The sequence below is a fragment of the Sphingomonas endophytica genome, from assembly GCF_014199415.1.
Lineage (GTDB): Bacteria > Pseudomonadota > Alphaproteobacteria > Sphingomonadales > Sphingomonadaceae > Sphingomonas > Sphingomonas endophytica.
This window is the reverse complement of sequence record NZ_JACIJN010000003.1, coordinates 85,596-108,921: the sequence shown is the minus strand read 5'-3', so window position 1 is coordinate 108,921 and position 23,326 is coordinate 85,596. Positions and strand designations below refer to the sequence as shown.

The window sequence follows — 23,326 nt, the reverse complement described above, 5'->3', positions numbered from 1 at the left end:
AGGTTCACCCCCGCTGCCGCGCCGCGAGCGCCAGCCCCGCGCCAATCTGCACCAGCGCATAGAGCCGTCGCCGCCCCGGTCGCCCGACGAACGGCCGCACCGTCCGCTCCGCGCCCAGCGCACGTTCTTTCCACAGATCGGTATGCCGCGCGGTCTGCGTCAGCCCGAGCAGCCCGTCGCCGATCATGAAGATCGCGGCCATCTCGACCACGCGTCCGGTCAGCGGGGCTTTTGTTGCTGCTGTCGCCATTGCTGATATTCCTCCACCGCCACCGAGCGGCGCAGGATGCGCGCCGCCGGATCGATCACCACATGCGCCCCGGGCGGCACCGTGACCGTCGCGGAGCCGTCGGGCAGCTGGACCCGCCGCATCACGCCATCGACCGTCAGCTCGACCGGCATCGCGAAGACGCGCGCGCGCTCCGTCCGCCAGGCGAGCCGCAGCGTGTCGCCGTCGCGCGTCGTCACCAGCTCGGGCAACGCGCGATCGCGCAGATAGGTGTCGAAGAACCACGATAAATCGCGCCCGCTTTCCTCGCGGACGATCGTCTCGAACTCGCGGGTCGAGCCGTAGCGTGGCGTGAAATTGCCCGGTTTCGGATCGCGCCGGCCATAGACGAGCCGCCGCACCGAATCGAAGAAGGCGCGGTTGCCGATCAGCCAGCGCAAGGTGTGGAGCGTCCACGATCCCTTGTAATAGATGTCGGTGCCCGCGCCGCCCTTGCTCGGCTCATAGACCTCTTCCTCGGTCAGTACGCGGTCACGGACGATCGGGGCGCGGTTGGTGACCTGGTTGCGCTGCGCCTCCAGCATCACCGCATAGCGCGCGTCGCCCTCGCGCCACTGGCCGTAGAGCGGCTGCATGTAGCTGCCGAAGCCCTCGTGCAGCCAGTAATCGTCCCAATTGGCGGCGGTCAGCTGGTTGGCGAACCATTCGTGGCTGAATTCGTGGTGGAACAGCCAGTCGAACCCTTCGGGCGCCTTGGCATAGCCGTTGCCGTAGGCATTGATCGTCTGATGCTCCATGCCCTTGTGCGGCGTCTCGACTACGCCGAGCTTCTCGTCGCCGAATGGGTAGGGACCGATCACGCTTTCGAAGAAGTCGAGCGTCGGCGCGAATTCGTCGAACAGCTTCTTGGCCTGCGCACCCTCGCCGGGCAGGTGCCAGTAATAGAGCGGAATGGTGTTGCCGTAGCGGCTCTTGTAGCTGCCCTCGATCACCTCATACGGCCCGATGTTGATCGCGATCGCATAGGTGTTGGGCTGGCGCGCGCGCCAGTGCCAGACGGTGCGTCCATCGGGCAGCGTCTCGACCCTGAGCAGCCGCCCGTTCGACGGCGCTTTCAGGCCCTTGGGCGCGACGATGTGGAGCGTCGCCACCTCCGGTTCGCCGGTCGGGAAGTCGAGGCACGGCCACAGCAGGTCGCAGCCATAGCCCTCGGTCGTGCTCGCGATCCATGGCCGGCCATCGGGCGTCTGCGCCCAGACCATGCCGTCGTCCCACGGCGCGTTGATCGCGACATGCGGCGTGCCTTCATAGACAATCACGACCGTCGCCTGCGTCGTGCGGGTCAGCGCGTGCGGCACGACGATCCGTCCGTCGGGACGCGCCGCGCGCACCGGCTTGCCGTCGACCGTCACCGACTCCACCTTGTAGTTGGAGTCGAGGTCGAGCGTGATCGCCGCCACGTCGCGCCGGGCGGCGACGACCAGCGCGGCGCGCGCCATCATCCGGCGCGTCGCCGGGTCGGGGGCGAACGACAGATCGGCGGAGCGCAGCATCAGATCGGCCTGTCCGGCGGGCCGCACGCCCCCGGAAAGCTGCGTCTGTTCGCTGATCGGCGGCTCGCCCTTGCCCGGCAATTGCGCCGCGCCAGGGGTCGTGGAAACGGCGAGCGCGAGCAGAAGATTGATGCCGCGGGCGAACGCACCATATAAAGAAGGTAGGCCGCCCCCGACCGGCGGCACCGGAGTATCCATGACGTCTGCTTTCCCCGTTCTGCCGCTTCGCGACATCGTCGTCTTCCCGCACATGATCGTGCCGCTGTTCGTCGGGCGCGACAAGTCGGTCGCCGCGCTGGAAGCCGCGATGGCCGCCGACAAGGAGATTTTCCTCGTCGCGCAGCTCGATCCGGCCGAGGACGATCCGGCACGTGACGATCTCTATTCGATGGGGGTTACGGCCACCGTCCTGCAATTGCTCAAGCTGCCCGACGGCACCGTGCGCGTGCTGGTCGAGGGCAAGGCGCGCGCGACGCTGGAAACGCTGGAGGAAAGCGGCGAGTTTCTGACCGCGACGGTTGCGCCGGTCGCCGATGCCGTGGCCGAGGGGCCAGAGGCGGCGGCGCTGATGCGCTCGGTCGTCGACCAGTTCGAGAATTACGCGAAGCTCAACCGCAAGCTCCCCGCCGAGCTGGCCGCGCAGCTCGCCGAGATCGACGATGCCGGCCGGTTGTCGGACACGGTCGCGGGCAATATCCAGGTCAAGGTCGCCGAGCGGCAGGCGCTGCTGATGCAGGCCGATCCGCTCAAGCGCCTCGAGATGGCTTACGCGCTGATGGAGGGCGAGCTCGGCGTCCTGCAGGTCGAGAAGAAGATCAAGAGCCGCGTCAAGCGTCAGATGGAGAAGACGCAGCGCGAATATTATCTCAACGAGCAGCTGAAGGCGATCCAGCGCGAGCTGGGCAATGAGGGCGAGGAAGGCGAGGGCGACGAGATCGCCGAGCTGACCCAGAAGATCGCCACGCTCAAGCTGTCGAAGGAAGCGCGCGCCAAGGCCACCGCCGAGCTGAAGAAGCTCAAGACCATGGCGCCGATGAGCGCCGAGGCGACGGTCGTGCGCAACTATCTCGACGTGCTGCTCGGGCTGCCATGGGGCAAGAAGAGCAAGATCAAGAAGGACATCCCCGCCGCCGAGGCGATCCTCAACGAGGACCATTACGCGCTGGAGAAGGTCAAGGACCGGATCGTCGAATATCTGGCGGTGCAGGCGCGCACCAACAAGCTGAAGGGACCGATCCTGTGCCTCGTCGGCCCGCCGGGCGTGGGCAAGACCTCGCTGGGCAAGTCGATCGCCAAGGCGACCGGGCGCGAGTTCATCCGCCAGTCGCTGGGCGGCGTGCGCGACGAGGCCGAGATCCGCGGCCACCGCCGGACGTACATCGGCTCGCTGCCCGGCAAGGTGGTGACCAACCTCAAGAAGGCCGGCACCAGCAACCCGCTGTTCCTGCTCGACGAGATCGACAAGCTGGGGCAGGATTTCCGCGGCGATCCCGCCTCGGCGCTGCTCGAGGTGCTCGATCCGGAGCAGAACGCGAAGTTCAACGACCATTATCTCGAGATCGACATCGACCTCTCGGACGTGATGTTCGTCTGCACCGCCAACTCGCTCAATCTCCCGCAGCCGTTGCTCGACCGGATGGAGATCATCCGGCTGGAAGGCTATACGGAGGACGAGAAGGTCGAGATCGCCGAGCGCCATCTGGTCGACAAGCAGATCGAGGCGCACGGGCTCAAGCCGGGCGAGTTCACGCTCACCAACGAGGGGCTGCGCGCGCTGATCCAGCGTTATACCCGCGAGGCCGGCGTCCGTACGCTGGAGCGCGAGGTGGCGAAGCTGTGCCGCAAGGCGCTGCGGCAGATCTTGGAGGGCAAGACCGAGAGCGTCACGATCACGCCGGACAATCTCTCCGACTATGCGGGAGTGCTGAAGTTCCGGCACGGTTTGTCGGAAACCGAGGATCAGATCGGCGCGGTCACCGGGCTCGCCTGGACCGAGGTCGGCGGCGAATTGCTGACGATCGAGAGCGTCACCGTCCCCGGGAAGGGGCAGGCGAAGGTCACCGGCAAGCTGGGTGACGTGATGAAGGAATCGGTGCAGGCCGCCTATTCGTTCGTGCAGGCGCGCGCGCCGTCGTTCGGGATCAAGCCCAGCCTGTTCCACCGCAAGGACATCCATATCCACTTGCCCGAGGGCGCGGTGCCCAAGGACGGTCCGTCGGCCGGGATCGGGCTGGTCACGTCGATCGTATCGACGCTGACCGGCACCCCTGTCCGCAAGGAAGTGGCGATGACCGGCGAGGTGACGCTGCGCGGACGCGTGCTGCCGATCGGCGGGCTCAAGGAGAAGCTGCTCGCAGCGCTGCGCGGCGGGATCGAGACGGTGCTGATCCCCAAGGAGAATGAGAAGGATCTCGCCGAGATTCCGCAGAACATCCGCGAGGGGCTGAAGATCGTGCCGGTTGCGCATGTCGACGAGGTGCTGCGGCTTGCGCTGGTGCGTCCGCTCGAGGCGATCGACTGGACCGAGGCCGACGAGCTCGCCGCGCTGCCCCCGGCGCCGATCGCGCCGGTCGGGGGCGAGCTGCACCACTAAATCACATCGATTGTCAGGCGATTGAGACCGCCGTACCGGGATTCCGGTGCGGCGGTTTTGTTTGACTCCGCCATAGGCGGACGCGTTAATGGCCGGGTGCGGGTGCCAATCCGCGAATCCATTCCATCTACGTAATATTTTTTGAAAGTGGGGTTTTGCGGGATGAACAAGCAGGAACTGATCGCGCAGGTCGCGACGGCCGCCGGATTGGGGAAGAATGAGGCGAGCCGCGCGGTCGAGGCGGTGTTCGACACCATTTCGGCGTGCCTCAAGAAGGGGGACGAGGTGCGGCTGGTCGGTTTCGGCACCTTCGCGGTCAGCAAGCGCAAGGCCTCGACCGGTCGCAACCCGCGCACCGGGGAGCCGATGACGATCAAGGCGTCGAGCCAGCCGAAGTTCAAGGCCGGCAAGGTGCTCAAGGATTCGCTCAACTGACGCGAATTTGCTCTGGACAGGGCGGAGGGGCTTGCGTAATTGCGCCGCTCCGCCAACGGATGGGCGCGTAGCTCAGCGGTAGAGCACACCCTTCACACGGGTGGGGTCACAGGTTCAATCCCTGTCGCGCCCACCATCCGGTTCACGAAAAGCCCCGCGGGTCAGCGACCGGCGGGGCTTTTCGCGTCCGGGCGAAGGGGCGGCGCCCCAGGTGCTCGTCAGCCCGGACTTGATCCGGCGTCCCGCCTTTTATCCACGTTCGGAATGGAAGCGGGATCCGGAATCACGTCCGGGAAGACCGCGGCAGCGCGATACGTGAAGCCGGAATGAAGTCCCGTCTCCGGACATGTCATGCAACCGTAACGACCACGTCACGCAACCGTCTTCCAAATCGCATTCAGCCGTCATTTTTACCGCCTAGCGGCGCTCTCGACGATCGGGCGGGCATCAGGCCCGACTCGGATCAGGGCCTTGTAAACCGGCCTGTATTTCGAAGGGAGTGAGTTCATGGTCAGCTTCAGCCGCCGCAGCAAGATGCTGCTGACATCCAGTGCCGCATTGTTGCTGGCGTCGTGCGGCGCGGACGATGTGGCGTCGCCGGGCGCTGGCAGCATTCCGATCACGATCAATCAGCCGGCCCCGACGCCGACCCCGACCGGCCCCGCAACGCCGACCCCGCTGACCGCCGCGCAGTTCGCGCTGGCGACCGCCGTCAACGGCGTCAGCATCACCGCCGATGAGCAGGTCGCGCTGGTCAACGCCGGCCAGAACAACAACCTTCAGGGGTTCGGTACGACGCTGAACGGCGTCTACCCGGTGAGCGGCACCTCGCTCGCCACCGCCAGCAACCCGCAGACGGTGCTGGGCAACAGCAGCTTCCTCCAGAACACCAGCTTCGTCGGCGCGCTCAGCGGCCCGAACGACAATGCCTTTTCGGGCTGGACCTGCAATTCGTCGAGCGCGACGTTCCTCAACAGCAGCGCGTGCACCGCGGTGCCGTCCGTCGGCAGCGGCGGTTCGGCTGCGGCCTGCCCGACCGGGACGATCGATGACGGTCTGGTGCAGACCTTCCGTGCGTGCCGCCTGCCGGCCGTGATTTCTGCCGACCTGACGCTGCCGAAGATTGCCGGCGTGTTGTACCGCTTCCGCGGCCTGACCGAGGTTGGCGTCGACGGCGGCGCGGCGGCGACGCTGACGATCCAGCCGGGCGTCGTGCTCGCGGCGGACTCGACCGAGACCTCGAACGACGTCGTGCTCGTCAACCGCGGCAGCAAGATCAACGCGGTCGGCACCGCCGACGCGCCGATCATCTTCACCGCGCAACAGAACCTCGCCAGCAACGGCGTGTCGGATTCATCGCAAGGGCTGTGGGGCGGGGTGATCCTGCTCGGCAAGGCGCCGACCGCGGTCTGCGCCACCGGCACCGGTCCGAACACCGCCGACGGCACCTCGGCGGGTGCGGCTGCGCCGTGCCAGCAGCAGATCGAGGGCGTCAGCGGTCGCCTCTACGGCGGCACCGATGCGGCCGACAGTTCGGGGACGATGCAGTACGTCCAGATCCGCTACACCGGGATCGCGATCAGCGAGGGCAACGAGCTGCAGGGCCTGACGCTGGGCGGCACCGGCTCGGGCACGACGATCGACCACGTCCAGAGCCACAATTCGGCCGATGACGGGATCGAAATCTTCGGTGGCGCGACCAACCTCAGATATTTCGTCGTCACCGGCGCCGACGACGACGGCTTCGACGTCGACAACGGCTGGCGCGGGTTCATGCAGTTCATCATCGCCGCGCAAAAGGCCGGCGGCTCGACCGCCGACTCGTTCGCGACCGAGATCGACTCGAACAATGCCGAAGACCTGCTGCCGCGCACCTACGGCCGCTACGCCAACTTCACCTTCATCCAGACGAACTCGGCCCCGGCCGCGATCCGGCTGCGCGGCGGTGCGGACTTCGCGTTCGTCAACGGCATCGTGAAGACTCAGTCGGGCGCGGCGTGCCTCAACGTGATCGCGGGCGCCGGTTCGGGCGACACGCGCACGACGATCCGCCCGGCCGACAGCGCGTTGCAGGACGTCGGCCCGCCGACCTTCAACTCGATCTACTTCCAGTGCCAGGGCCGCTGAGCCGCCGCGCTTAGTCCCTCGTGAAAGGGCGGAGCCCGGGGAGCGCCTGATCGCGCCGCCCCGGGCACGCTTTTATTACCTTCGATCGGAACACCCGACCATGCGCCAGCGCACCCTCGCCACGCTCCTTCTCCTGACGACCACGCTGGTCGCCCCCGCGGCGCTCGCACAGGTCGCTCCGGCCCCGTCGACGCCGGCCGGCCCGCCGCCGACCAGCACCACCTCGCCGGGCCCGGCGACCTCCGCCGACCGCCAGGCCGAGGCGACGCAGGATGCCGTCCCGGGCGGCGCCGACGATCAGGCGGAAATCTCCGCGCCCGGCGTCGACGCCAGCACCGCCGGCGACATCGTCGTGGTCGGGCGCAACATCCCCAATGCGGTCCGCGCCACCGCGCAGGTCGTCAACGTGCTGTCGAGCGCCGATATCGCGCGGACCGGCGAGGGCGACATCGCCGGCGCGCTGACCCGCGTCACCGGCCTGTCGGTGGTCGGCAACGGCTATGTCTTCGTGCGCGGGCTCGGCGATCGCTATTCGTCGGCATTGCTCAACGGCTCGCCGCTGCCGAGCCCCGAGCCGCTGCGCCGCACCGTTCCGCTCGACATCTTCCCGACGACAGTCGTCGGCTCGGCGCTGGTCCAGAAGACCTATTCGGTCAATTATCCCGGCGAGTTCGGCGGCGGCGTCATCAACCTGACCACCAAGGCGATCCCCGACGAGAATTTCTTCACGGTCGGCGCGTCGGGCGGGATCGACACCGAGACGACCGGGCGGCTCGGCTATACCTATTTCGGGTCGAAGACCGACTGGCTCGGCTATGACGGCGGCGAGCGCAACGTTCCTGATTTCATCAAGCAGGCACCGGCCGGCAACGGCGTGATCCCCAGCGCGCAGGTACTGCAATTGTCGAACGCGCGCACGACCTTGCTCCAGCGCAACAGCGACACCCCCGCCAATTATTCCGGCAGCCTCGACCTCGGCGTCACCGGCGATCTCGGCGGCACCCGCGTCGGATTGATCGGCAGCGTCGGCGTGTCGAACAATTGGCGCACCCGCGATGCGGTGCAGCAGGACACGGTCAGCGACGACGGCACGATCCGCAACGATTTCCGAACCGTCATCACCGACAATCGCGCGGTGGTGAACGGGCTGCTCGGCTTCGGTGCGGAGTTCGGCGAGAACAAGATCCGCTGGACCAACGTCTATATCCACGACACGCTCAAGCAGGGGCGTGCCTCGGCGGCGACCGTCTACAATAATTCGAGCGGCAACCCGCTGTTCCAGCAGAACACGAGCTGGTTCGAGCGCAAGCTGATCGAGACGCAATTGGTCGGCGAGTTCAAGCCGGTGCAGGATCTGTCGATCGACCTGCGCGGCGCCTATGCCAATTCGCAGCGCAACTCGCCCTATGAGCGGCAGTTCATCTATCTCTGCAACACCTCACTCAACACCGATCTGAGCAACGCGCCGGTGTCGGACACCGGGGTGAGCTGCCCGGGTGTGTGGCAGGCGACCAACGCCTTCGACCGTTTCGCGACGGTGGTGTTCAGCGAGCTGAACGAGAACCTCTATTCGGGTCAGGCGGACGTCGCCTACAAGTTCCAGGGCGAGCGCCCGATGACGCTGTCGGCGGGCTATTATTATTCGGAGAACGAGCGCAGCTCGACGCGCCTGCCGTTTACCTATCAGACGGTGGCGGGCGGAGCGATCCCGTTCCCGTGCAACCTGTTCCGCCCCGATTACCTGCTGTCGCCCGACGTGGTGAACGGCTGCCCGGTGCCGGGCGCGGGCAATCCGTCCGACACCGCGGTGCAGATGCGCTTCGACGCCGGGCAGAACGGCTCCTACGCCTATGACGCGCTGCTGCGCGTCCACGCCGGCTATGTGCAGGCCGAGGCCGAAGCGTTCGATGGCGTCCGCGCGATCGTCGGCGTCCGCTACGAGACCGCAACGCAAACCGTGACGCCCGTCAACGCCACCGGCACGCGGCTCAAGAACGACTATTTCCTGCCCGGCGCGACGCTGACGTGGAATTTCGCGCAGGACATGCAGTTGCGCCTCGCCGCGTCGAAGACGATTGCGCGTCCGCAGTTCCGCGAGCTGGCGCCGCAGGCGTTCCGCGACTTCGAATCGGATCGCCTGTTCTTCGGCAACCCGCGCCTCAAGGACTCCGAGTTGTACAATCTCGAGGCGCGCTACGAGTGGTTCTTCGCGCGTGACCAGCGGATCACGCTGGCGGGCTTCTACAAGCGCATCGACAATCCGATCGAGCAGGTCGGCTTCTTCCCGACTCCCGATGCGCGGCTCCAGACCGGCTTCACCAACCTGCCGCGCGCCAGATTGTACGGCGCCGAGATCGAGGCGCAGAAATATATCCCGCTCGACTTCATCTCCGCCGGCATGGCGGGCAAGCGCGCGGTGGTGATCGCCAATTACACCTGGACGCATTCGGCGCTCACCGCCGACCGCACCTGCGTCCCCGGCGTGCTGGAGGGGACGACGCTCGGCGGCTGCCAGACCAACTTCGCGCCAGCCGCCAGCCTGTTCCGTGACGGCGCACCGCTCACCGGCCAGTCCGACCACCTCGTCAACCTGCAACTCGGGTTCGAGGACAAGGACAATGGCACGCAGGCGACCCTGCTGTTCAACTACGCCAGCGAGCGCGTGACCAACCGCGGCCCGTCGTTGCTCGGCGGTGCCGGCTTCCAGCCCGACATCATCGAGAAGCCGGGCATCCGCCTCGACTTCGTCGCCCGCCAGACGGTCGATTTCCTGACCAAGAAGGTCGAGATCAAGGCCGAGATGCGCAATCTCACCGGCACGCGCTACCAGGAGTTCCAGACCTTCGAGGGCGGCAATCGCGTCGACATCAACAACTACCGGCTCGGCCGGCTGTTTACGCTGGGGGCGAGCGTGACGTTCTGACCGGAGCACAAATCGCTACGTCATTGCGAGCGCAGCGAAGCAATCCAGGGCCGGATCAGGACGCCCTGGACTGCTTCGCTGCGCTCGCAATGACGAAAGCGCTTACCACCCCCACGCCCGCTCGCGATACCATTTGGTGATGATGTACTTCGTCCCGGCGCGCACCTTCATCCCGTGGTGGATCGTCGCCGGGTTGAGCGTGCCGTCGGCGCGGCAATTGTTCCAGCAGACCAGCTTGCCCAGCTCGGGCTGGATCGTCTTGTCGACCGCCTTGAAGCGCGTCGCGCCGCCCGCCTCGGGTTCGTTGAGATAGATCATCGCGGTCCAGGTGCGGTTGCCCGCGACGCTGCAATAACGCGCGAAGTCCGCGCCGTCGGGCTCGAAATAGTCGGTATGCGCCTTGAACTCCTGCCCGACCGCGTAACGCTGCCCCTGGATCGGCTCGCCGTGGCGCGGGTCGAGCCCGGTCGCCGCTGCCAGCGCCGCGTCGACTGCCGCCACCACCCGATCGGTTGCGGGCAGGTCGCAGGTCTCACTGGTGCGGAACGCGGTGTCGCCGTTCGGGTCGGCGATCGTCGATGGACGACGGCCGAGGTCGATCAGATCCACTAGATGCGCGCAATCCGCCGGGTCGAGGAACGCCCGCCTGACGAACAGCGTCAGCTTCGGACTGGGCAGGCGCTGGAAGCCGGGCAGGGTGGCGAGCCGGGCGGCGATCGGGTCGGTGGCCATTGCGGGTTAGTGCCACAGGTAAAGGCGCGGGCCCAAGCGCAGAAATATTACACAAAGCTGCAATAGCCACGTAATATGGTTTACCTAGCGGCCGTTCGCGGGGAGTTGGCCTGGCCGATGCGATTGAAGTTCGATGCCCGTGCGCGGGCGATCCTGCGGCGGCTGCCCGTGGTAAACGTCTATTCCGCGGCCGAATTGGCGCTGCTCGCGGTGCTGGCGGTGCAATGCGCGCGGCTGGCGTGGGTGTTGCTCACGCCCGTTGCGCCGCTGGGCGCGTGGGTGCCGGCCGGACCGACCATCCCCGCCGATGCTGCCGGGGTGCTGGCCGGCTTCGATCCCTTCTACCGCGTCAGCGGCGCGGCGCAGGCGCAGGGGCCGAGCGCGGTCACCTCGCTCCAGCTCACGCTGTACGGCACCCGCATGGACAATGCGCAGGCACGCGGCGCGGCGATCATCGCCGGCCCGGACGGCGTGCAGAAGAGCATCGCGGTGGGTGAGGAGGTTGCGCCCGGCGTCACGCTCAAGGCGGTCGCGTTCGATCACGTCACGCTCGACCGCGGCGGGCGCAGCGAGGATCTGTTCCTCGATCAGTCGGGCAGCAGCGGGATCGTCACCGCGCCGTCCGGCGAGGCCGCGCAGAACCCCCCGCCAGCGGCGCGCCCGCCGGCCGCGCCCGGCCCGGTCGCGCCGCTCGACACGCCGGGCGGCGGGCCGGTCGCGCCGGGCGCCGCCAACGTCTCGCCGCAGCAACTCCGTACCGAGATCAACGCGATCCCGCGGATCGAGGGCGGCAAGGTCACCGGCGTCACCGTCCGCGGGCAGGGTGGCACCGCCTTCCGCGCCGCCGGGCTGCGCGACGGCGACGTCATCACCACGGTCGCGGGTCGCCCGATCAGCGGCCCGTCCGATCTCGACATGCTCACCCGCGCGCGCGCGTCGGGCGGCACCCTGTCCCTCACGGTGGAACGCGGCGGCCAGCCGCTGCCGCTCACCATTCCGGTAACACGATGAACCGCACCGCTATTCTCCTGTCTCCGCTCGCGCTCGTCGCCGCCGTGCAGCCCGCGCTGGCGCAGACCACGCTCAACGTGCGCGATGCCGACATCCGCGCGTTCATCGCCGATGCCGCCAAGGTGACCGGGCGCACCTTCATCATCGACAATCGCGTGCAGGGCAAAGTGACCGTCGTCACCGATCGCCCGCTGTCGCGCAGCGAATATCTGGAGGTGTTCCTCTCTACGCTGCGCGCCAACGCGCTCATCGCGGTGCCGACCGCCAATGGCGCGTTCCGCGTCCAGCCGATCGACAATGCCGCCAGTCAGCCGGGCCGGATCGGGCTCGCCGGGTCACAGCGCAACCAACTCGTCACCGAGATCATCCGGTTGCGTTCGGTCGATGCCGCGCAGGCGGTCGACACCGTCCGGCCGCTGGTCAGCGCGCAGGGTTCGGTCACCGCCAACCGCGGCGGGAACAGCCTCGTCGTCGTCGACTTCGCCGACAACGTCCGCCGCGTCCGCGAAGTGGTGCGGCGGATCGACGCCGACACGTCGGCGACGCGGATCATCGCGCTCAAGAACGCACGCGCCAGCGAGGTCGCGACCGCGCTGACCGGCCTGCTCGGCGGCGGCGCGCAGGGCGGCGCGGCGGCGGCGACCGGCGGTGCCTCGGCGGTCGCGATCGAGAGCAGCAACGCGGTGGCGCTGCGCGGCGACCCGCAGACCGTCGCGCGGCTTGCCGGGCTAGCGCGCGAACTCGACCAGAGCGCGCGCAACGCGACCGAGATCCGCGTCGTCTTTCTCGAAAACGCCGACGCCAATCAATTACTGCCGGTGCTTCAGCAACTCGTCGGCCAGGCGCCCGACGCGGTGCAGGAACAGGGGCTCAGCCGCACCGGGCTCAGCACGTCGAGCACCGGTTCGACCGGCGTCGGCGCGACCCCGCAGCCCGCGACGCGCAGCCAGTCGCAGCAGACCGCGACCCAGCAATCGGGCAGCCAGCCGCAACAGGCCGCGATCCGCGGCGAGGGCGCGCGCACCGCGGCGGTGGTGACGCGCTATGCCGGCGCGAATGCGATCGTCGTCGCCGCCCCCGCCGACGTCCAGCGCCAGCTCGCCGAGGTGATCCGCAAGCTCGACCAGCGCCGTCAGCAGGTGCTGGTCGAGGCGATCGTCGCCGAAGTGTCGGACAGCACCGTCAACCGGCTCGGTGCGCAATTCCTGCTCGGCAACATCGACGGCGGCGCGTTCGCCGCCTCGACGTTCAGCAATTCCGCGCCGAACATCCTCCAGATCGCGGGCGCGGTCGGCGCGCAGCGGCTCGGCAGCACGCAGACGACGGTGGTCGCGCCGGACGGCACCCGCACCACCACCAACGTCAACAACAGCGCGTCGAACCAACTCACGCAATCCGCGATCAGCTCGATCATCGGCTCGCAGGGCGGGTTCGGCGGGTTCGGCGGGCAGGTCGGCAGCACGATCTTCGGCGCGATCATCAACGCGGTGAAGAGCGATACGCAGTCCAACCTGCTGCAAGTCCCGCAGATCATGACGCTCGACAATCAGGAAGCGCATACGCTGGTCGGGCAGGAGATTCCGATCACCACCGGCGAGGCGCTGTCGAACAATTTCGACAATGCCTTCCGCACCACGCAGCGCCAGAACGTCGGCATCGGGCTCGACGTCCGCCCGCAGGTCAATTCGTCGGGCACGATCAAGATGAACCTCCATCTGGAGGTCAGCTCGATCGCCGGCCCGGTCAGCAGCAACAATTCCGACCTGATCCTCAACAAGCGCGAGGTCGAGACGGTGCTGACCGTCGACGACGGCGCGATCGGCGTCATCGGCGGGCTGCTCTCCGACGAGGAGCGGCGCACGATCGAGAAGATCCCGTTCCTCGGCGACATTCCGGTGCTCGGCAACCTCTTCAAGAGCCGTGCAAAGACGCGCGCCAAGTCGAACCTGATGATCTTCATCCGCCCGACCGTGATCCGCTCCGCGGAAGAGAACCGCCGCGTCACCGAACGCCGCTACGGCTATCTGCGCCTCCAGCAGGGCTTGCAGGACCCGACGGCCGAACCGTCGATCGACGAGCTGGTGCGCGATTACATGGGCGCGACCCCGCCGCTGCCCGCGCCGGGCGAACCGGGCAGCATCGAGGACCCGCGCGTCGGCGTGCCCGTCTACCGCAACTCGACCAGCGTCATCACTGGGAGCAAGCGCAAATGATCCTGCGCACCGGCGCGGAGATCGATGCGGCTGCCGCGCCGCTGCCGCCCGCACCGGACGGCGCGACGGTGCTGAGCGACTCGGTGCCGGTCGTCCCGCCACTCGCCTTGCCTTATGCGTTCGCGCGTAAATTCGGCGTCGTCCTCGATGGGGACGGCGTCGCGCTGCGCGAGGGCAGCGACCCGCGCGCGTTGATCGAGGTGCGGCGCGTGCTCGGTCGCGCCTTCGATGTCGCGGTGGTCGCACCCGCCGCGTTCGACCGGCTGCTCGGCGAAAATTACGCGATGGACGGGCAGGCGACCGCCGCCGCCGCGGTCGGCATGGGCGACGAACTCGATCTGCTCGCCGAGGGCTTGCCGACCGCCGAGGATCTGCTCGACACCGCCGACGATGCGCCCGCGATCCGGCTCATCAACGGGATCATCGCCGATGCCGCGCGCAACGGCGTGTCGGACATCCATATCGAGCCCTATGAGACCGGCCTCGTCGTGCGGATGCGCATCGATGGCGTGTTGCGCGAGACGCTGCGGATGCCGCCGCATGTCGCGCCGGTGGTGGTCAGCCGTATCAAGGTGATGGCGCGGCTCGACATCGCCGAGCGGCGCGTGCCGCAGGACGGCCGCATGGGGCTGACGCTCGGCGGCAAGTTGCTCGACGTCCGCGTCTCGACGCTGCCGAGCCGTGCGGGCGAGCGCGTCGTGCTGCGTATTCTCGACAAGGAGAATGCCGGCATCGACCTCGACGCGCTCGGGATGAGCGCGCCGATGTACGCGCTGCTGCGCGAGGCGATCGCCGAGCCGAACGGCATCGTGCTGGTGACCGGGCCGACCGGCAGCGGCAAGACGACGACGCTCTACGCCGCGCTGCGGTTGCTGAACGACGGCAGCCGCAACATCCTGACCGTCGAGGACCCGGTCGAATATGCGGTCGAGGGCGTCGGTCAGACGCAGGTCAACGCCAAGGTCGGGCTGACCTTCGCCGCCGGGCTGCGCGCGATCCTGCGGCAGGACCCCGACGTGGTGATGATCGGCGAAATCCGCGACCGCGAAACCGCCGAGATCGCGGTGCAGGCGTCGCTGACCGGCCATCTCGTGCTGTCGACCGTCCACACCAACGACGCGGTCGGCGCGATCACGCGGATGCGCGACATGAAGGTCGAGTCGTTCCTGCTCGCCTCGACGTTGCGCGCGGTGATCGCGCAGCGCCTTGTGCGACGCTTGTGCAAACATTGCGCGCGCCCGGTGGCAGCATCGAAGACGGTCGCGCCGCTGCTCGGCATCGATCCGGCGACGACCGTCTACGAGGCGGTAGGCTGCGAGAATTGCAACAGAACCGGCTTCCGCGGCCGGATCGGCGTCTACGAAGCGGTCCGCGTCGATGCGACCGTCCGCCGCCTGATCAACGAGGGCGGCGACGAAGATGCCATCGCGCGCCACACCTTCGCCAACAACGACACGCTCGCCACGGCGGCGCGGCGGCTGGTGGAGAGCGGCCAAACCACTGCGGAAGAAGCGATTCGCGTCTCGCGCAGTGAAAATGCCGACGCCGCCGAGGTGGCGATCGTCGATGCGCACTAAGCCTCAACGTGCCCCCCTCCCTCTCAGGGAGGGGCTGGGGGAGGGTAGCGTGTCCGCGGTACGTTCCGACGCGCGCTGGCGGCTCCGCACCACCCGGCCGCTACCCACCCCCGACCCCTCCCTTTCAGGGAGGGGCGGGTAAGGTCATGGCTGACTTCGACTATCTGGCGATCGACACGCGCGGGAACGAGACGCGCGGGCACGTCAGCGCCACCGACATGGACGCCGCGCGCGCCGCGCTCGACCGCAAGCGGCTGTACGTCGTCCGCCTCGAACCCGGCAGTACCCCGCAGGCGCGCAGCCGCCCGTTGTTCGGCCTCGACCTCGGCCGCGCGAAGATGTCGGGCAAGCAATTGACCTTGTTCACCCGTCAGTTGGCGACGCTCAACCGCGTCTCGCCGCTGGAGGAATCGCTCCGCACGATCACCCGCCAGACCGAGCAGGAGAGCGTCCGCGCGATCGTCCAGACCGTCCACAGCGCGGTCGTCGAGGGCCGCCGGCTCGCCGATGCGATGGCGCGCGAGCCGAAGAGCTTCCCGCCGCTCTACCGCGCGATGGTCGCGGCGGGCGAAAGTTCGGGCAGCCTGCCCGAAATCATGGAGCGCCTGTCGACGCTCCTCGAACGCCAGGCCGAAATCCGCGGCAAGTTGCTGACCGCCATGGCCTATCCCTCGGTGCTCGCCGCCGTGGCGCTCGGTGTCGTGCTGGCGCTGATGACCTTCGTCGTCCCGCAGGTGGTTGAGCAATTCGACACGGTCGGTCAGGAACTCCCGCTGCTCACCCGGCTCGTGATCGGCCTGTCCGACGTGCTGGTCGGCTGGTGGTGGCTCATGCTGCTGGTGCTCGTCGCGCTGGGGTTCGGCGCATGGGCGGCGCTCCGTCAGCCGCCGATCCGGCTGGCGTTCGATACGTGGCTGCTCCGCGTACCGCTGCTCGGGCGGCTGTTCCGCGATCTCCATGCGGCGCGAATGGCGCGAACCCTGTCGACGATGGTCGCCAGCCGTCTCCCGCTGCTGGAAGGGCTTAGCCTCACCGCGGGCACGATCCGCAACCGCCGGCTGAAGGCGGCGTCGGACGAGATCACCGAATCGATCCGCGGCGGCGGCAGCCTCTCGGCGGCGATGCGCCGCGCCGGGGTCTTCCCGCCGCTGCTCGTCTATCTCGCGGCGAGCGGCGAGGCGGCGGGGCGGCTCGACGAGATGCTGGAGCGCGCCGCCGATTATCTGGAGCGCGAGTTCGACCGCTTCACCGCGACCGCGATGTCGCTGCTCGAACCGTTCATCATCGTCATCATGGGCGCGATCGTCGCGACGATCGTGCTATCGATCCTGCTCCCCATTCTTCAGCTCAACACGCTGGCCGGACAATGAGATTGCCTATGTCGACCGAACAGAAGAACCGCCGCCGGAAGCGCAACGGCTTCACCCTCGTCGAACTGATGGTGGTGATCGTCATCATCGGCCTGCTCGCGACGATCGTCGCGCTCAACGTGCTGCCCTCGGGCGACACCGCGCGCATCCAGAAGGCCAAGGCCGACATCGCGACGATCGAGCAGGGCCTCGAACTCTACCGGCTGCAAATGGGCAATTACCCGACGACGACGCAGGGCTTGCAGGCGCTGGTCACCCCGCCGGCGGGTGCCGACGCCGCGCGCTATCAGGCCGGCGGCTACATCAAGCGCTTGCCGCAGGACCCGTGGAACCGCCCGTACCTCTACGCCTCGCCCGGTCAGCACGGCGCGGCGGACGTCTGGACGCTGGGGGCCGACGGCAAGGACGGCGGGCAGGGGATCGATGCCGATATCGGGTCCTGGCAGTAACGCGCTACCGGCGCGCCAGCGCGGCTTCACGCTGATCGAGCTGATGGCGGTCATCACCGTCATCGGGCTCGCGTCGGCGGCGGCGGTGCTGATGATGCCCGACACGCGCGGCCGGCTGATGGACGAGGCGGCGCGCTTCGCGGTGCGCACCCGCGCCGCGCACGATGCCGCGATCGTCGAGGCGCGTCCGGTCAGCCTGTGGGTGACGCCGGGCGGCTATGGCTTCGACCAGTGGCGCGGCGGGGCATGGACCCCGCTCGACGGCGCGCTCGGCGTCGAGCGCTGGAAGCCGGGCACCGCGACCACCGGCCCGGCGCGCGACCGGCTTACCTTCGACACCACCGGGCTCGCCGATCGCGCGATGACCGTGACGCTGACGCGCGAGGGGATGCGGACCGACGTGGTGATCGATGCCGACGGGACCGTCCGTGTCGCGGGCTGACCCGCGCACGCGCGGCTTCACGTTGGTCGAGATCATGGTCGCGCTCGTCGTGTTCAGCCTCGCCGCCTTGGCGCTGATCCGGCTGGAGGGACAGACGATCCGCTCGACCGGATTCGTATCGTCGGCGCTGCTCGCGCAGATCGTCGCGCGCAACGTCGCGATCGAGGCGGTCACCGACGCGCAGCCGCCGACGCGCGGGCGCGCCACCGGCGTCGAGCAGGCCGGCGGGCGCACCTGGACGTGGGTGCGCGATACGCAGCCGCTCGGCGATGGCGATGTGCAGCGGATCGACGTCGCGGTCAGCGACGCGGGCGGCGCGGTGATGGGTCGCGCGACGATGGTCCGTCCCCCGCCCGCGCCGGTCGCACAAGTCAGGACCGGGCCGTGACCCGCCGTAGGACGCATGACGCTGGCTTCACCTTGGTCGAGGTGATGATCGCGCTGATGATCTTCGGGATGATCGCCGCGGCGGGTGTCGCTCTGCTCGCGTTCAGCGTCCGTGCGCAGGGGGCGACCGGTGCGGCGCTCGACGACAATGCCGCGCTCAACCGGCTGGTGTCGATCATGACCGCCGATATGGCGCAGGCGCAGGATCGCCCGACCCGCGACGCCGCGGGCACGCTGTTCCCCGCCTTCTCGGGCGACCGCAGCGCCCAACCGATCCTGCGCTTCGTGCGCGGCGGCTGGGCCAACCCCGATCAGGCCCCGCGCGCGACGGTGCAAAAGGTCGAATATCGCCTGTCCGCCGACGGGATCGAGCGCGTCGCCTATCCCGCGCTCGACGGCGCCGCGCCGCTGCCCGCGGCCTTGCTGGTCGACCGCGTGCAGGAGGTGCGCGTTCGCTTCCGCTACGCCGGTGCGTGGAGCGATACGTGGCAGGGCGACGAACGCGCGTCGCTGCCGCAGGCGATGGAGCTGTTCCTCGTGCGTGCCGGCGGGCAATCCTACCGGTTGCTGTTCCTCGTCGGCACCGGCGCCCCGCGCACCACCGACGACACCAACAACGGCCAGCAGGGGTCCGGTCCCGGCACCCCGGCCGGCGCGATCGATGCGCCGCGCTAGGCCGGGCGAGCGCGGCGCCGCGCTGCTCACCGTGCTGCTGCTCGTCGCGGTGATCGCGGTGATGGCTGCGAGCGCGCTGGAGCGGTTGCGGCTGTCGACGCGGCTCGCCGCCAATGCGGTCGCGCTCGATGCCGCGCGTGGTTACGCCTATGCCGCGGAGACGCTGGCGACGCGCCGCGTCTCGACGCTGCTGCAACAGAGCCGCGACCGCGTTGCGCTGACCGGCGGGTGGAGCGGGCGGCCGTTCGGCTTGCCGATCCCGGGCGGCACCGCGACCGCGCGGGTCACCGATGGCGGCAATTGCTTCAACCTCAACGGGTTGGTCACCTTCGGCTTCGGCGACGCCTATCTCGTCAACCCGCAGGCGCTGACGCGCTTCCAGCGGCTGTTGCGGTTGCTGCGCGTACCCGATGGCGATGCGATCGCGGTGGCGACCGCCGACTGGCTCGACAGCGACGACGATCCGCTGCCCGGCGGCGCGGAGAACAGCGCCTACCGCGGCTATCGCACCGCCGGCACGCTGATGGCCGATGTCAGCGAGTTGCGCGCGGTGAAGGGTGTCACCCCCGAGGCGTACAAGCTGATCCAGCCCTGGGTCTGCACCCTGCCGGTCGCGCGGCAATCGGTGCTCAACGTCAACACCCTGCTCCCGGAACAGGCGCCGTTGCTCGCGATGCTGCTGCCCGATACGATGGGCGTCGCACAGGCGCAGGGGCTGCTGCTCCGCCGCCCGCCGGGGGGCTATGCGCAGGCCGGGCAGTTCTGGGCGCAACTGGCGAGCGCGGGCGGGGCGACCGATATCGGCGCGCAATCGCAGACCGGCGTGACGACCAAATGGTTCGCGCTGCGCATCGACGTGGTCAATGGCGGCGCGGAATTGCATGAGGAAGGGCTGATCGACGCGCGGACTCTTCCCGTCCGGCTCGTGACGCGGCAATGGGGGGATGTACCATGACCGTTGCGACGCTCCTTTTCCTGCCCCCCGACGATTCGCAGCCGTGGCGCTGGTGGCGGATCCGCGACGATATGGTCGAGCGTGAAGGTGAGGGATTGCCCGAGGTCACGGCGGAGGACCGCGTCGTCGCGGTCGCGCCCGCCGATGCGGTGACGCTGCACTGGGCGTCGCTGCCCGCGCGTTCCCCGGCGCAGGCGCTGGCGGCGGCGCGCGTCGTGGTCAGCGACGCCACTGCCGAGCCGGCGCATGACCTGCATGTCGCGGTCGGGCGCGAACGCGATGGCGAGCGCGCGATCGCTGTCGTCGCCCCGGCGCGAATGGCGGGGTGGCTGGCGGCGCTGGCGCGCGGCGGGGTCGATCCGGCCGCGGTCGTGCCTGCGCCGCTGCTGCTGCCCGAACCCGAAGAGGGCTATGTCCGCGCCGACCTCGGCGGGCAGGTGGTGGCGCGCGGCCGCACGACCGGCTGGGCGGACGAACCGGTGCTGACCGGGCTGGTGACGCGCGGCGAGACCCCGCGGCTGGTTGATCGCGACGCGCTGCGCGCCGCGGCGATCGGGGCGGTCGCCGAGCCGGTGATCGATCTGCGGCAAGGCGCGTTCGCGCGGCGTCGCAGGCGAACCGCGATCGACTGGGTGCTGGTGCGGCGGCTAGCGGTGCTCGTCGGGCTGACGGCGCTGGCGACGCTGGCGATCGATGTCGTGCGGATCATGCGTTATTCGTTCGGCGCCGACGCGATCGAGCAGCGCGCCGCGACGATCGCGCGACAGGGGTTGCCGCGCGGGACCGGCGACGGCGATGCGAGCCGGATGCTCGGCGAGCGCCTGTCGGCGCTGCGCGGGCCGGGGCAGGGCTTCACCCGCACCGCTGCGGCGGTGTACGCGATCGTCGAGGCGGTGCCCGACACCGAAATCACTGCCCTGCAATTCGAGCCGAACGGCGCGCTGCGCGTGTCGCTGTCGCTGGCGGGCGAGGCGCAGGCGAATACGGTCAAGTCGCGGCTCGCCGACGCCGGGTTCACGGTCGAGTCGAGTGTCTTCCAGCAATCGGCCGGTCGCCTGACCGGCGACATGACGGTGCGGTCATGACGGCGTTGAAGGCGTGGTTCGACGGACGCTCGCTACGCGAGCGGCGATTGTTGCTGGTGATGGTCGCGCTGGCGGCGGTGACGCTGGTGTGGGGCGCGGTGATCCGCCCGGTCCGCGATGGCCTGTCCTCGTCGCGCGAGCGCTATACCGATGCGGTGATCCGGCTCGGCGCGGCGCAGGCCGGGCTCCGGCAGGTCAAGGCGTTGCAGCGCCGCGCGACCCCGCTGTCGGCACCGCTCGCCGACATCGTCCGCGCGCGCGCCGACGCCGCGGGCTTCACGCTCGCCAGCCTCGACGTCGAGGCGCCCGACCGCCTCCGCGCCGCGATCGCGACCGCGCGCGCCGGCGCGCTGATGCAATGGATCAGCGGACTGGAAGCGGAGGGGATTCTGGTCGACTCGCTGAGTGTCTCCGGCAATGGCGCGGGGAGTGTCACCGCGACGATGACGCTGCGCGCACGGGGGATCTGATGCGTATCCCGCTCACCACTGGTCGCCGCACGTTGTTCCTTGCGCTCTTCGCGGCGGCGATGCTCGCCTTTCTCCCGCTGCGGCTCGCGCTCGGCTGGAGCGGGCTCGACGGGCAAGGGTTCGCCGCGCGCGAAGTGACTGGCAGCCTGTGGTCGGGGCGGCTGGTCGAGGCGCGGTTCGGGGATATCGCGCTCGGCGATCTCGACGCCGGTCTGTCGCCGTTCGCGCTGCTGATCGGTCGCGCCCGGATCGCGCTGGCGAGCGAGTCGAACGATCCGGCGCAGCGACTGGCGGGCGTGGTCGAGATCGGGCGCAATCGCGCCGCGGTGCTCGACGCCAGCGGCCCGCTCTCGCCCGGCAACGCCTTTGCGCCGCTCCCCGTATCCGCGCTCAACCTCGACGGCGTCACCGTACGGTTCGTGGATGGCGCCTGCCAGGCCGCCGAGGGCCGTGTCCGCGCCAGCCTCGCCGGCGCGTTCCTCAGCCAGCCGCTGCCCGGCGCGCTGAGCGGCAGCGCGCGCTGCGACGCGGGTGCGCTGCTGCTGCCGCTCGCCAGCGGCGCCGGGGAGGGCGTCAATCTCCGGCTCTGGCCTGATGGCCGCTATCGCGCCGACCTTACCCTCGTCCCGACCGATCCGGTGATCGCGGCGCGGCTGGATGGCGCGGGCTTCGCGGCCAATGGCGCGGCGCGGACCTTCTCGATCGATGGACGCTTCTGAACCGCTTGACGAACCCGCTGCGGTGCCGCTAGGGGCACGGCCTTCGCGGCGATCGTAGCTCAGTTGGTTAGAGCATCGGTTTGTGGTACCGAGGGTCGCGGGTTCAAGTCCCGTCGATCGCCCCATCCCTCCATTTCTGTTTCTTGCTGGCGTTTTTCGGCCGACAAGATTATTGCGTCCGGCGGTAATTTAACGTCGTGCGCACTGGAGAGACGATGACCTCGGTCTGGGACTATCCCGATTTCGACAGCCATGAGGGGCTGCATCTGTTCACCGACCCGACGTCGGGGCTCAAGGCGGTGATCGCCGTCCACTCGACCACGCTCGGACCGGCGGCAGGCGGGGTGCGCTTCTGGCATTATGCCGATGATTCCCGGGCGATTACCGATGCGCTGCGGCTCTCGCGCGGCATGAGCTACAAGAATGCGATGGCCGGGCTCGAGCTGGGCGGCGGCAAGGGCGTCGTGCTCGCGGACCGGCCGGGCGCGACGATCAGCGACGAACAACTGGTGGCGTTCGGCCGCGCGGTCGAGTCGCTGGGCGGGCGCTACGTCACCGCCGAGGACGTCGGCATGTCCGAAGCGCGGATGAAGGTGATCGCGGGCGAGACGCGCTACGTCTCGGGCCTGCCGGTCGCGCAGGGCGCGGCGGGCGGCGATCCCGGGCCGTACACGGCGCGCGGCGTCTATCTCGGCGTACGCGCCGCCGCGAAGCGCGGGCTCGGCAGCGATGACATGAAGGGCGTGCGTGTCGCGATCCAGGGGCTCGGCTCGGTCGGCGGCGGACTTGCGCGGCTGCTGGCGAAGGACGGCGCGGTGCTGACGCTCGCCGATGTCGATCAGGCGCGCGCCGAGCGGATGGCGGCGGAACTGGGCGCGACCATTGTCGCGCCGGACGCGATCCTGTCGGCGGATGTCGATATCGTTAGCCCCAACGCGTTGGGCGCGATCCTCACCGAACGCTCGATCCCGACGCTCAAGGCGAAGATCGTCGCGGGCGGCGCGAACAACCAGCTCGAGACGCGCGCCGACGGGCAGCGGCTGCACGACGCGGGGATCGTCTATGCGCCCGATTACGTGATCAACGCCGGCGGGATCATCAACGTCGGGCTTGAATATCTCGGCCACGGCGACGAGGCCGAGGTGATGGCGCGGATCGCGCAGATTCCCGGCCGGCTCGATCAGGTGTGGGACGAGGCCGCGACGTCGGGCGATCCGACCGCCGAGGTCGCCGACCGGATCGCCCGCCGGCTGATCGGCAGGGCGGCGTGACGGTGATCTGACACATCGCCGTCGCATCTAGCGGCGGCGATACGCTAGACGAAGCAGACATGGCCCCTGCCTCCGCAGAAGCGACAGCGCCTCAAACGCCGTCGCTCCTG

General features: G+C 69.0%; 20 protein-coding genes and 2 tRNA genes. 19 read left to right on the top strand and 3 right to left on the bottom strand.

Annotated features, from left to right (window positions below; all coding sequences use genetic code 11):
• Window positions 1-4: 4 nt before the first annotated feature.
• The gene (locus FHS97_RS05805; protein ID WP_184034438.1) at window positions 5-250 is read right to left on the bottom strand and encodes a hypothetical protein; all 246 of its coding nucleotides are present in this window, start codon (window positions 248-250) and stop codon (window positions 5-7) included.
• Complete coding sequence (locus tag FHS97_RS05800) at window positions 220-1,980, bottom strand: M1 family metallopeptidase (protein WP_184034436.1); 1,761 nt, start codon at window positions 1,978-1,980, stop codon at window positions 220-222. The genes FHS97_RS05805 and FHS97_RS05800 overlap by 31 nt, the downstream gene beginning before the upstream one ends.
• Between FHS97_RS05800 and lon the strand changes: the two genes are divergently transcribed.
• The 5 genes from lon (at window position 1,979) to FHS97_RS05775 (ending at window position 9,860) form a co-directional block, all read left to right on the top strand.
• Complete coding sequence (gene lon, locus FHS97_RS05795; RefSeq protein ID WP_184034434.1) at window positions 1,979-4,375, top strand: endopeptidase La; 2,397 nt, start codon at window positions 1,979-1,981, stop codon at window positions 4,373-4,375. The two genes, FHS97_RS05800 and lon, sit on opposite strands and share 2 nt — an antisense overlap.
• Window positions 4,376-4,537: 162 nt before the next feature.
• Complete coding sequence (locus FHS97_RS05790) at window positions 4,538-4,810, top strand: HU family DNA-binding protein (protein WP_028965329.1); 273 nt, start codon at window positions 4,538-4,540, stop codon at window positions 4,808-4,810.
• A 61-nt stretch (window positions 4,811-4,871) separates the two neighbouring features.
• Window positions 4,872-4,946 (top strand) — tRNA-Val (locus FHS97_RS05785).
• Between the two features lie 371 nt (window positions 4,947-5,317).
• Complete coding sequence (locus tag FHS97_RS05780) at window positions 5,318-6,937, top strand: hypothetical protein (protein WP_184034430.1); 1,620 nt, start codon at window positions 5,318-5,320, stop codon at window positions 6,935-6,937.
• Window positions 6,938-7,037: 100 nt separating this feature from the next.
• Window positions 7,038-9,860, top strand: coding sequence for a TonB-dependent receptor domain-containing protein (locus FHS97_RS05775; RefSeq protein ID WP_184034427.1), 2,823 nt, complete (start codon window positions 7,038-7,040; stop codon window positions 9,858-9,860).
• Between the two features lie 102 nt (window positions 9,861-9,962).
• On the opposite strand, the gene FHS97_RS05770 is transcribed toward FHS97_RS05775, so the two are convergent.
• Complete coding sequence (locus FHS97_RS05770; protein ID WP_184034425.1) at window positions 9,963-10,592, bottom strand: prolyl hydroxylase family protein; 630 nt, start codon at window positions 10,590-10,592, stop codon at window positions 9,963-9,965.
• A gap of 117 nt (window positions 10,593-10,709) precedes the next feature.
• Between FHS97_RS05770 and FHS97_RS05765 the strand changes: the two genes are divergently transcribed.
• The 14 genes from FHS97_RS05765 to FHS97_RS05700 all read left to right on the top strand — a co-directional run bounded on the left by FHS97_RS05765 (window position 10,710) and on the right by FHS97_RS05700 (window position 23,216).
• The gene (locus tag FHS97_RS05765) at window positions 10,710-11,603 is read left to right on the top strand and encodes a type II secretion system protein N (protein ID WP_184034422.1); all 894 of its coding nucleotides are present in this window, start codon (window positions 10,710-10,712) and stop codon (window positions 11,601-11,603) included.
• The gene (gspD, locus tag FHS97_RS05760; protein WP_184034419.1) at window positions 11,600-13,816 is read left to right on the top strand and encodes a type II secretion system secretin GspD; all 2,217 of its coding nucleotides are present in this window, start codon (window positions 11,600-11,602) and stop codon (window positions 13,814-13,816) included. Before FHS97_RS05765 ends, gspD begins: the two co-directional genes overlap by 4 nt.
• Window positions 13,813-15,393 carry a GspE/PulE family protein gene (locus FHS97_RS05755; protein WP_184034417.1) on the top strand — a complete coding sequence of 527 codons (1,581 nt, stop codon included), beginning with the start codon at window positions 13,813-13,815 and terminating at the stop codon, window positions 15,391-15,393. Before gspD ends, FHS97_RS05755 begins: the two co-directional genes overlap by 4 nt.
• A gap of 146 nt (window positions 15,394-15,539) precedes the next feature.
• Window positions 15,540-16,763, top strand: a complete 1,224-nt coding sequence (gspF, locus tag FHS97_RS05750; protein WP_184034414.1) for a type II secretion system inner membrane protein GspF — start codon at window positions 15,540-15,542, stop codon at window positions 16,761-16,763.
• An 8-nt stretch (window positions 16,764-16,771) separates the two neighbouring features.
• Window positions 16,772-17,212, top strand: a complete 441-nt coding sequence (gene gspG, locus FHS97_RS05745; protein ID WP_184034411.1) for a type II secretion system major pseudopilin GspG — start codon at window positions 16,772-16,774, stop codon at window positions 17,210-17,212.
• Complete coding sequence (locus FHS97_RS05740) at window positions 17,187-17,654, top strand: GspH/FimT family pseudopilin (protein WP_184034408.1); 468 nt, start codon at window positions 17,187-17,189, stop codon at window positions 17,652-17,654. The genes gspG and FHS97_RS05740 overlap by 26 nt, the downstream gene beginning before the upstream one ends.
• A complete protein-coding gene (gene gspI / locus FHS97_RS05735; protein ID WP_343053383.1) occupies window positions 17,641-18,042 on the top strand; it encodes a type II secretion system minor pseudopilin GspI in 402 nt (133 codons plus the stop codon). Before FHS97_RS05740 ends, gspI begins: the two co-directional genes overlap by 14 nt.
• Window positions 18,039-18,716, top strand: a complete 678-nt coding sequence (gene gspJ / locus FHS97_RS05730; protein ID WP_343053382.1) for a type II secretion system minor pseudopilin GspJ — start codon at window positions 18,039-18,041, stop codon at window positions 18,714-18,716. Before gspI ends, gspJ begins: the two co-directional genes overlap by 4 nt.
• Window positions 18,703-19,671, top strand: a complete 969-nt coding sequence (gene gspK / locus FHS97_RS05725) for a type II secretion system minor pseudopilin GspK (protein ID WP_184034402.1) — start codon at window positions 18,703-18,705, stop codon at window positions 19,669-19,671. The genes gspJ and gspK overlap by 14 nt, the downstream gene beginning before the upstream one ends.
• Entirely contained in the window at window positions 19,668-20,756 is a 1,089-nt protein-coding gene (gspL, locus tag FHS97_RS05720) for a type II secretion system protein GspL (RefSeq protein WP_184034399.1), read from the top strand. The genes gspK and gspL overlap by 4 nt, the downstream gene beginning before the upstream one ends.
• Window positions 20,753-21,226 carry a type II secretion system protein GspM gene (gene gspM / locus FHS97_RS05715; protein WP_184034396.1) on the top strand — a complete coding sequence of 158 codons (474 nt, stop codon included), beginning with the start codon at window positions 20,753-20,755 and terminating at the stop codon, window positions 21,224-21,226. Before gspL ends, gspM begins: the two co-directional genes overlap by 4 nt.
• Complete coding sequence (gene gspN / locus FHS97_RS05710; RefSeq protein WP_184034393.1) at window positions 21,226-21,945, top strand: type II secretion system protein N; 720 nt, start codon at window positions 21,226-21,228, stop codon at window positions 21,943-21,945. Before gspM ends, gspN begins: the two co-directional genes overlap by 1 nt.
• A gap of 48 nt (window positions 21,946-21,993) precedes the next feature.
• A tRNA-His gene (locus tag FHS97_RS05705) sits at window positions 21,994-22,070 on the top strand.
• Window positions 22,071-22,160: 90 nt separating this feature from the next.
• Entirely contained in the window at window positions 22,161-23,216 is a 1,056-nt protein-coding gene (locus FHS97_RS05700; protein ID WP_184034390.1) for a Glu/Leu/Phe/Val family dehydrogenase, read from the top strand.
• Window positions 23,217-23,326 lie beyond the last annotated feature (110 nt).

What these genes read in the sequence shown, in the direction of transcription:
- FHS97_RS05805 (WP_184034438.1), bottom strand. Translation starts at nt 250, where the DNA reads ATGGCGACAGCAGCAACAAAAGCCCCGCTGACCGGACGCGTGGTCGAG.
- lon (WP_184034434.1), top strand. Translation starts at nt 1,979, where the DNA reads ATGACGTCTGCTTTCCCCGTTCTGCCGCTTCGCGACATCGTCGTCTTC.
- FHS97_RS05800 (WP_184034436.1), bottom strand. Translation starts at nt 1,980, where the DNA reads ATGGATACTCCGGTGCCGCCGGTCGGGGGCGGCCTACCTTCTTTATAT.
- FHS97_RS05790 (WP_028965329.1), top strand. Translation starts at nt 4,538, where the DNA reads ATGAACAAGCAGGAACTGATCGCGCAGGTCGCGACGGCCGCCGGATTG.
- FHS97_RS05780 (WP_184034430.1), top strand. Translation starts at nt 5,318, where the DNA reads ATGGTCAGCTTCAGCCGCCGCAGCAAGATGCTGCTGACATCCAGTGCC.
- FHS97_RS05775 (WP_184034427.1), top strand. Translation starts at nt 7,038, where the DNA reads ATGCGCCAGCGCACCCTCGCCACGCTCCTTCTCCTGACGACCACGCTG.
- FHS97_RS05770 (WP_184034425.1), bottom strand. Translation starts at nt 10,592, where the DNA reads ATGGCCACCGACCCGATCGCCGCCCGGCTCGCCACCCTGCCCGGCTTC.
- FHS97_RS05765 (WP_184034422.1), top strand. Translation starts at nt 10,710, where the DNA reads ATGCGATTGAAGTTCGATGCCCGTGCGCGGGCGATCCTGCGGCGGCTG.
- gspD (WP_184034419.1), top strand. Translation starts at nt 11,600, where the DNA reads ATGAACCGCACCGCTATTCTCCTGTCTCCGCTCGCGCTCGTCGCCGCC.
- FHS97_RS05755 (WP_184034417.1), top strand. Translation starts at nt 13,813, where the DNA reads ATGATCCTGCGCACCGGCGCGGAGATCGATGCGGCTGCCGCGCCGCTG.
- gspF (WP_184034414.1), top strand. Translation starts at nt 15,540, where the DNA reads ATGGCTGACTTCGACTATCTGGCGATCGACACGCGCGGGAACGAGACG.
- gspG (WP_184034411.1), top strand. Translation starts at nt 16,772, where the DNA reads ATGTCGACCGAACAGAAGAACCGCCGCCGGAAGCGCAACGGCTTCACC.
- FHS97_RS05740 (WP_184034408.1), top strand. Translation starts at nt 17,187, where the DNA reads ATGCCGATATCGGGTCCTGGCAGTAACGCGCTACCGGCGCGCCAGCGC.
- gspK (WP_184034402.1), top strand. Translation starts at nt 18,703, where the DNA reads ATGCGCCGCGCTAGGCCGGGCGAGCGCGGCGCCGCGCTGCTCACCGTG.
- gspL (WP_184034399.1), top strand. Translation starts at nt 19,668, where the DNA reads ATGACCGTTGCGACGCTCCTTTTCCTGCCCCCCGACGATTCGCAGCCG.
- gspM (WP_184034396.1), top strand. Translation starts at nt 20,753, where the DNA reads ATGACGGCGTTGAAGGCGTGGTTCGACGGACGCTCGCTACGCGAGCGG.
- gspN (WP_184034393.1), top strand. Translation starts at nt 21,226, where the DNA reads ATGCGTATCCCGCTCACCACTGGTCGCCGCACGTTGTTCCTTGCGCTC.
- FHS97_RS05700 (WP_184034390.1), top strand. Translation starts at nt 22,161, where the DNA reads ATGACCTCGGTCTGGGACTATCCCGATTTCGACAGCCATGAGGGGCTG.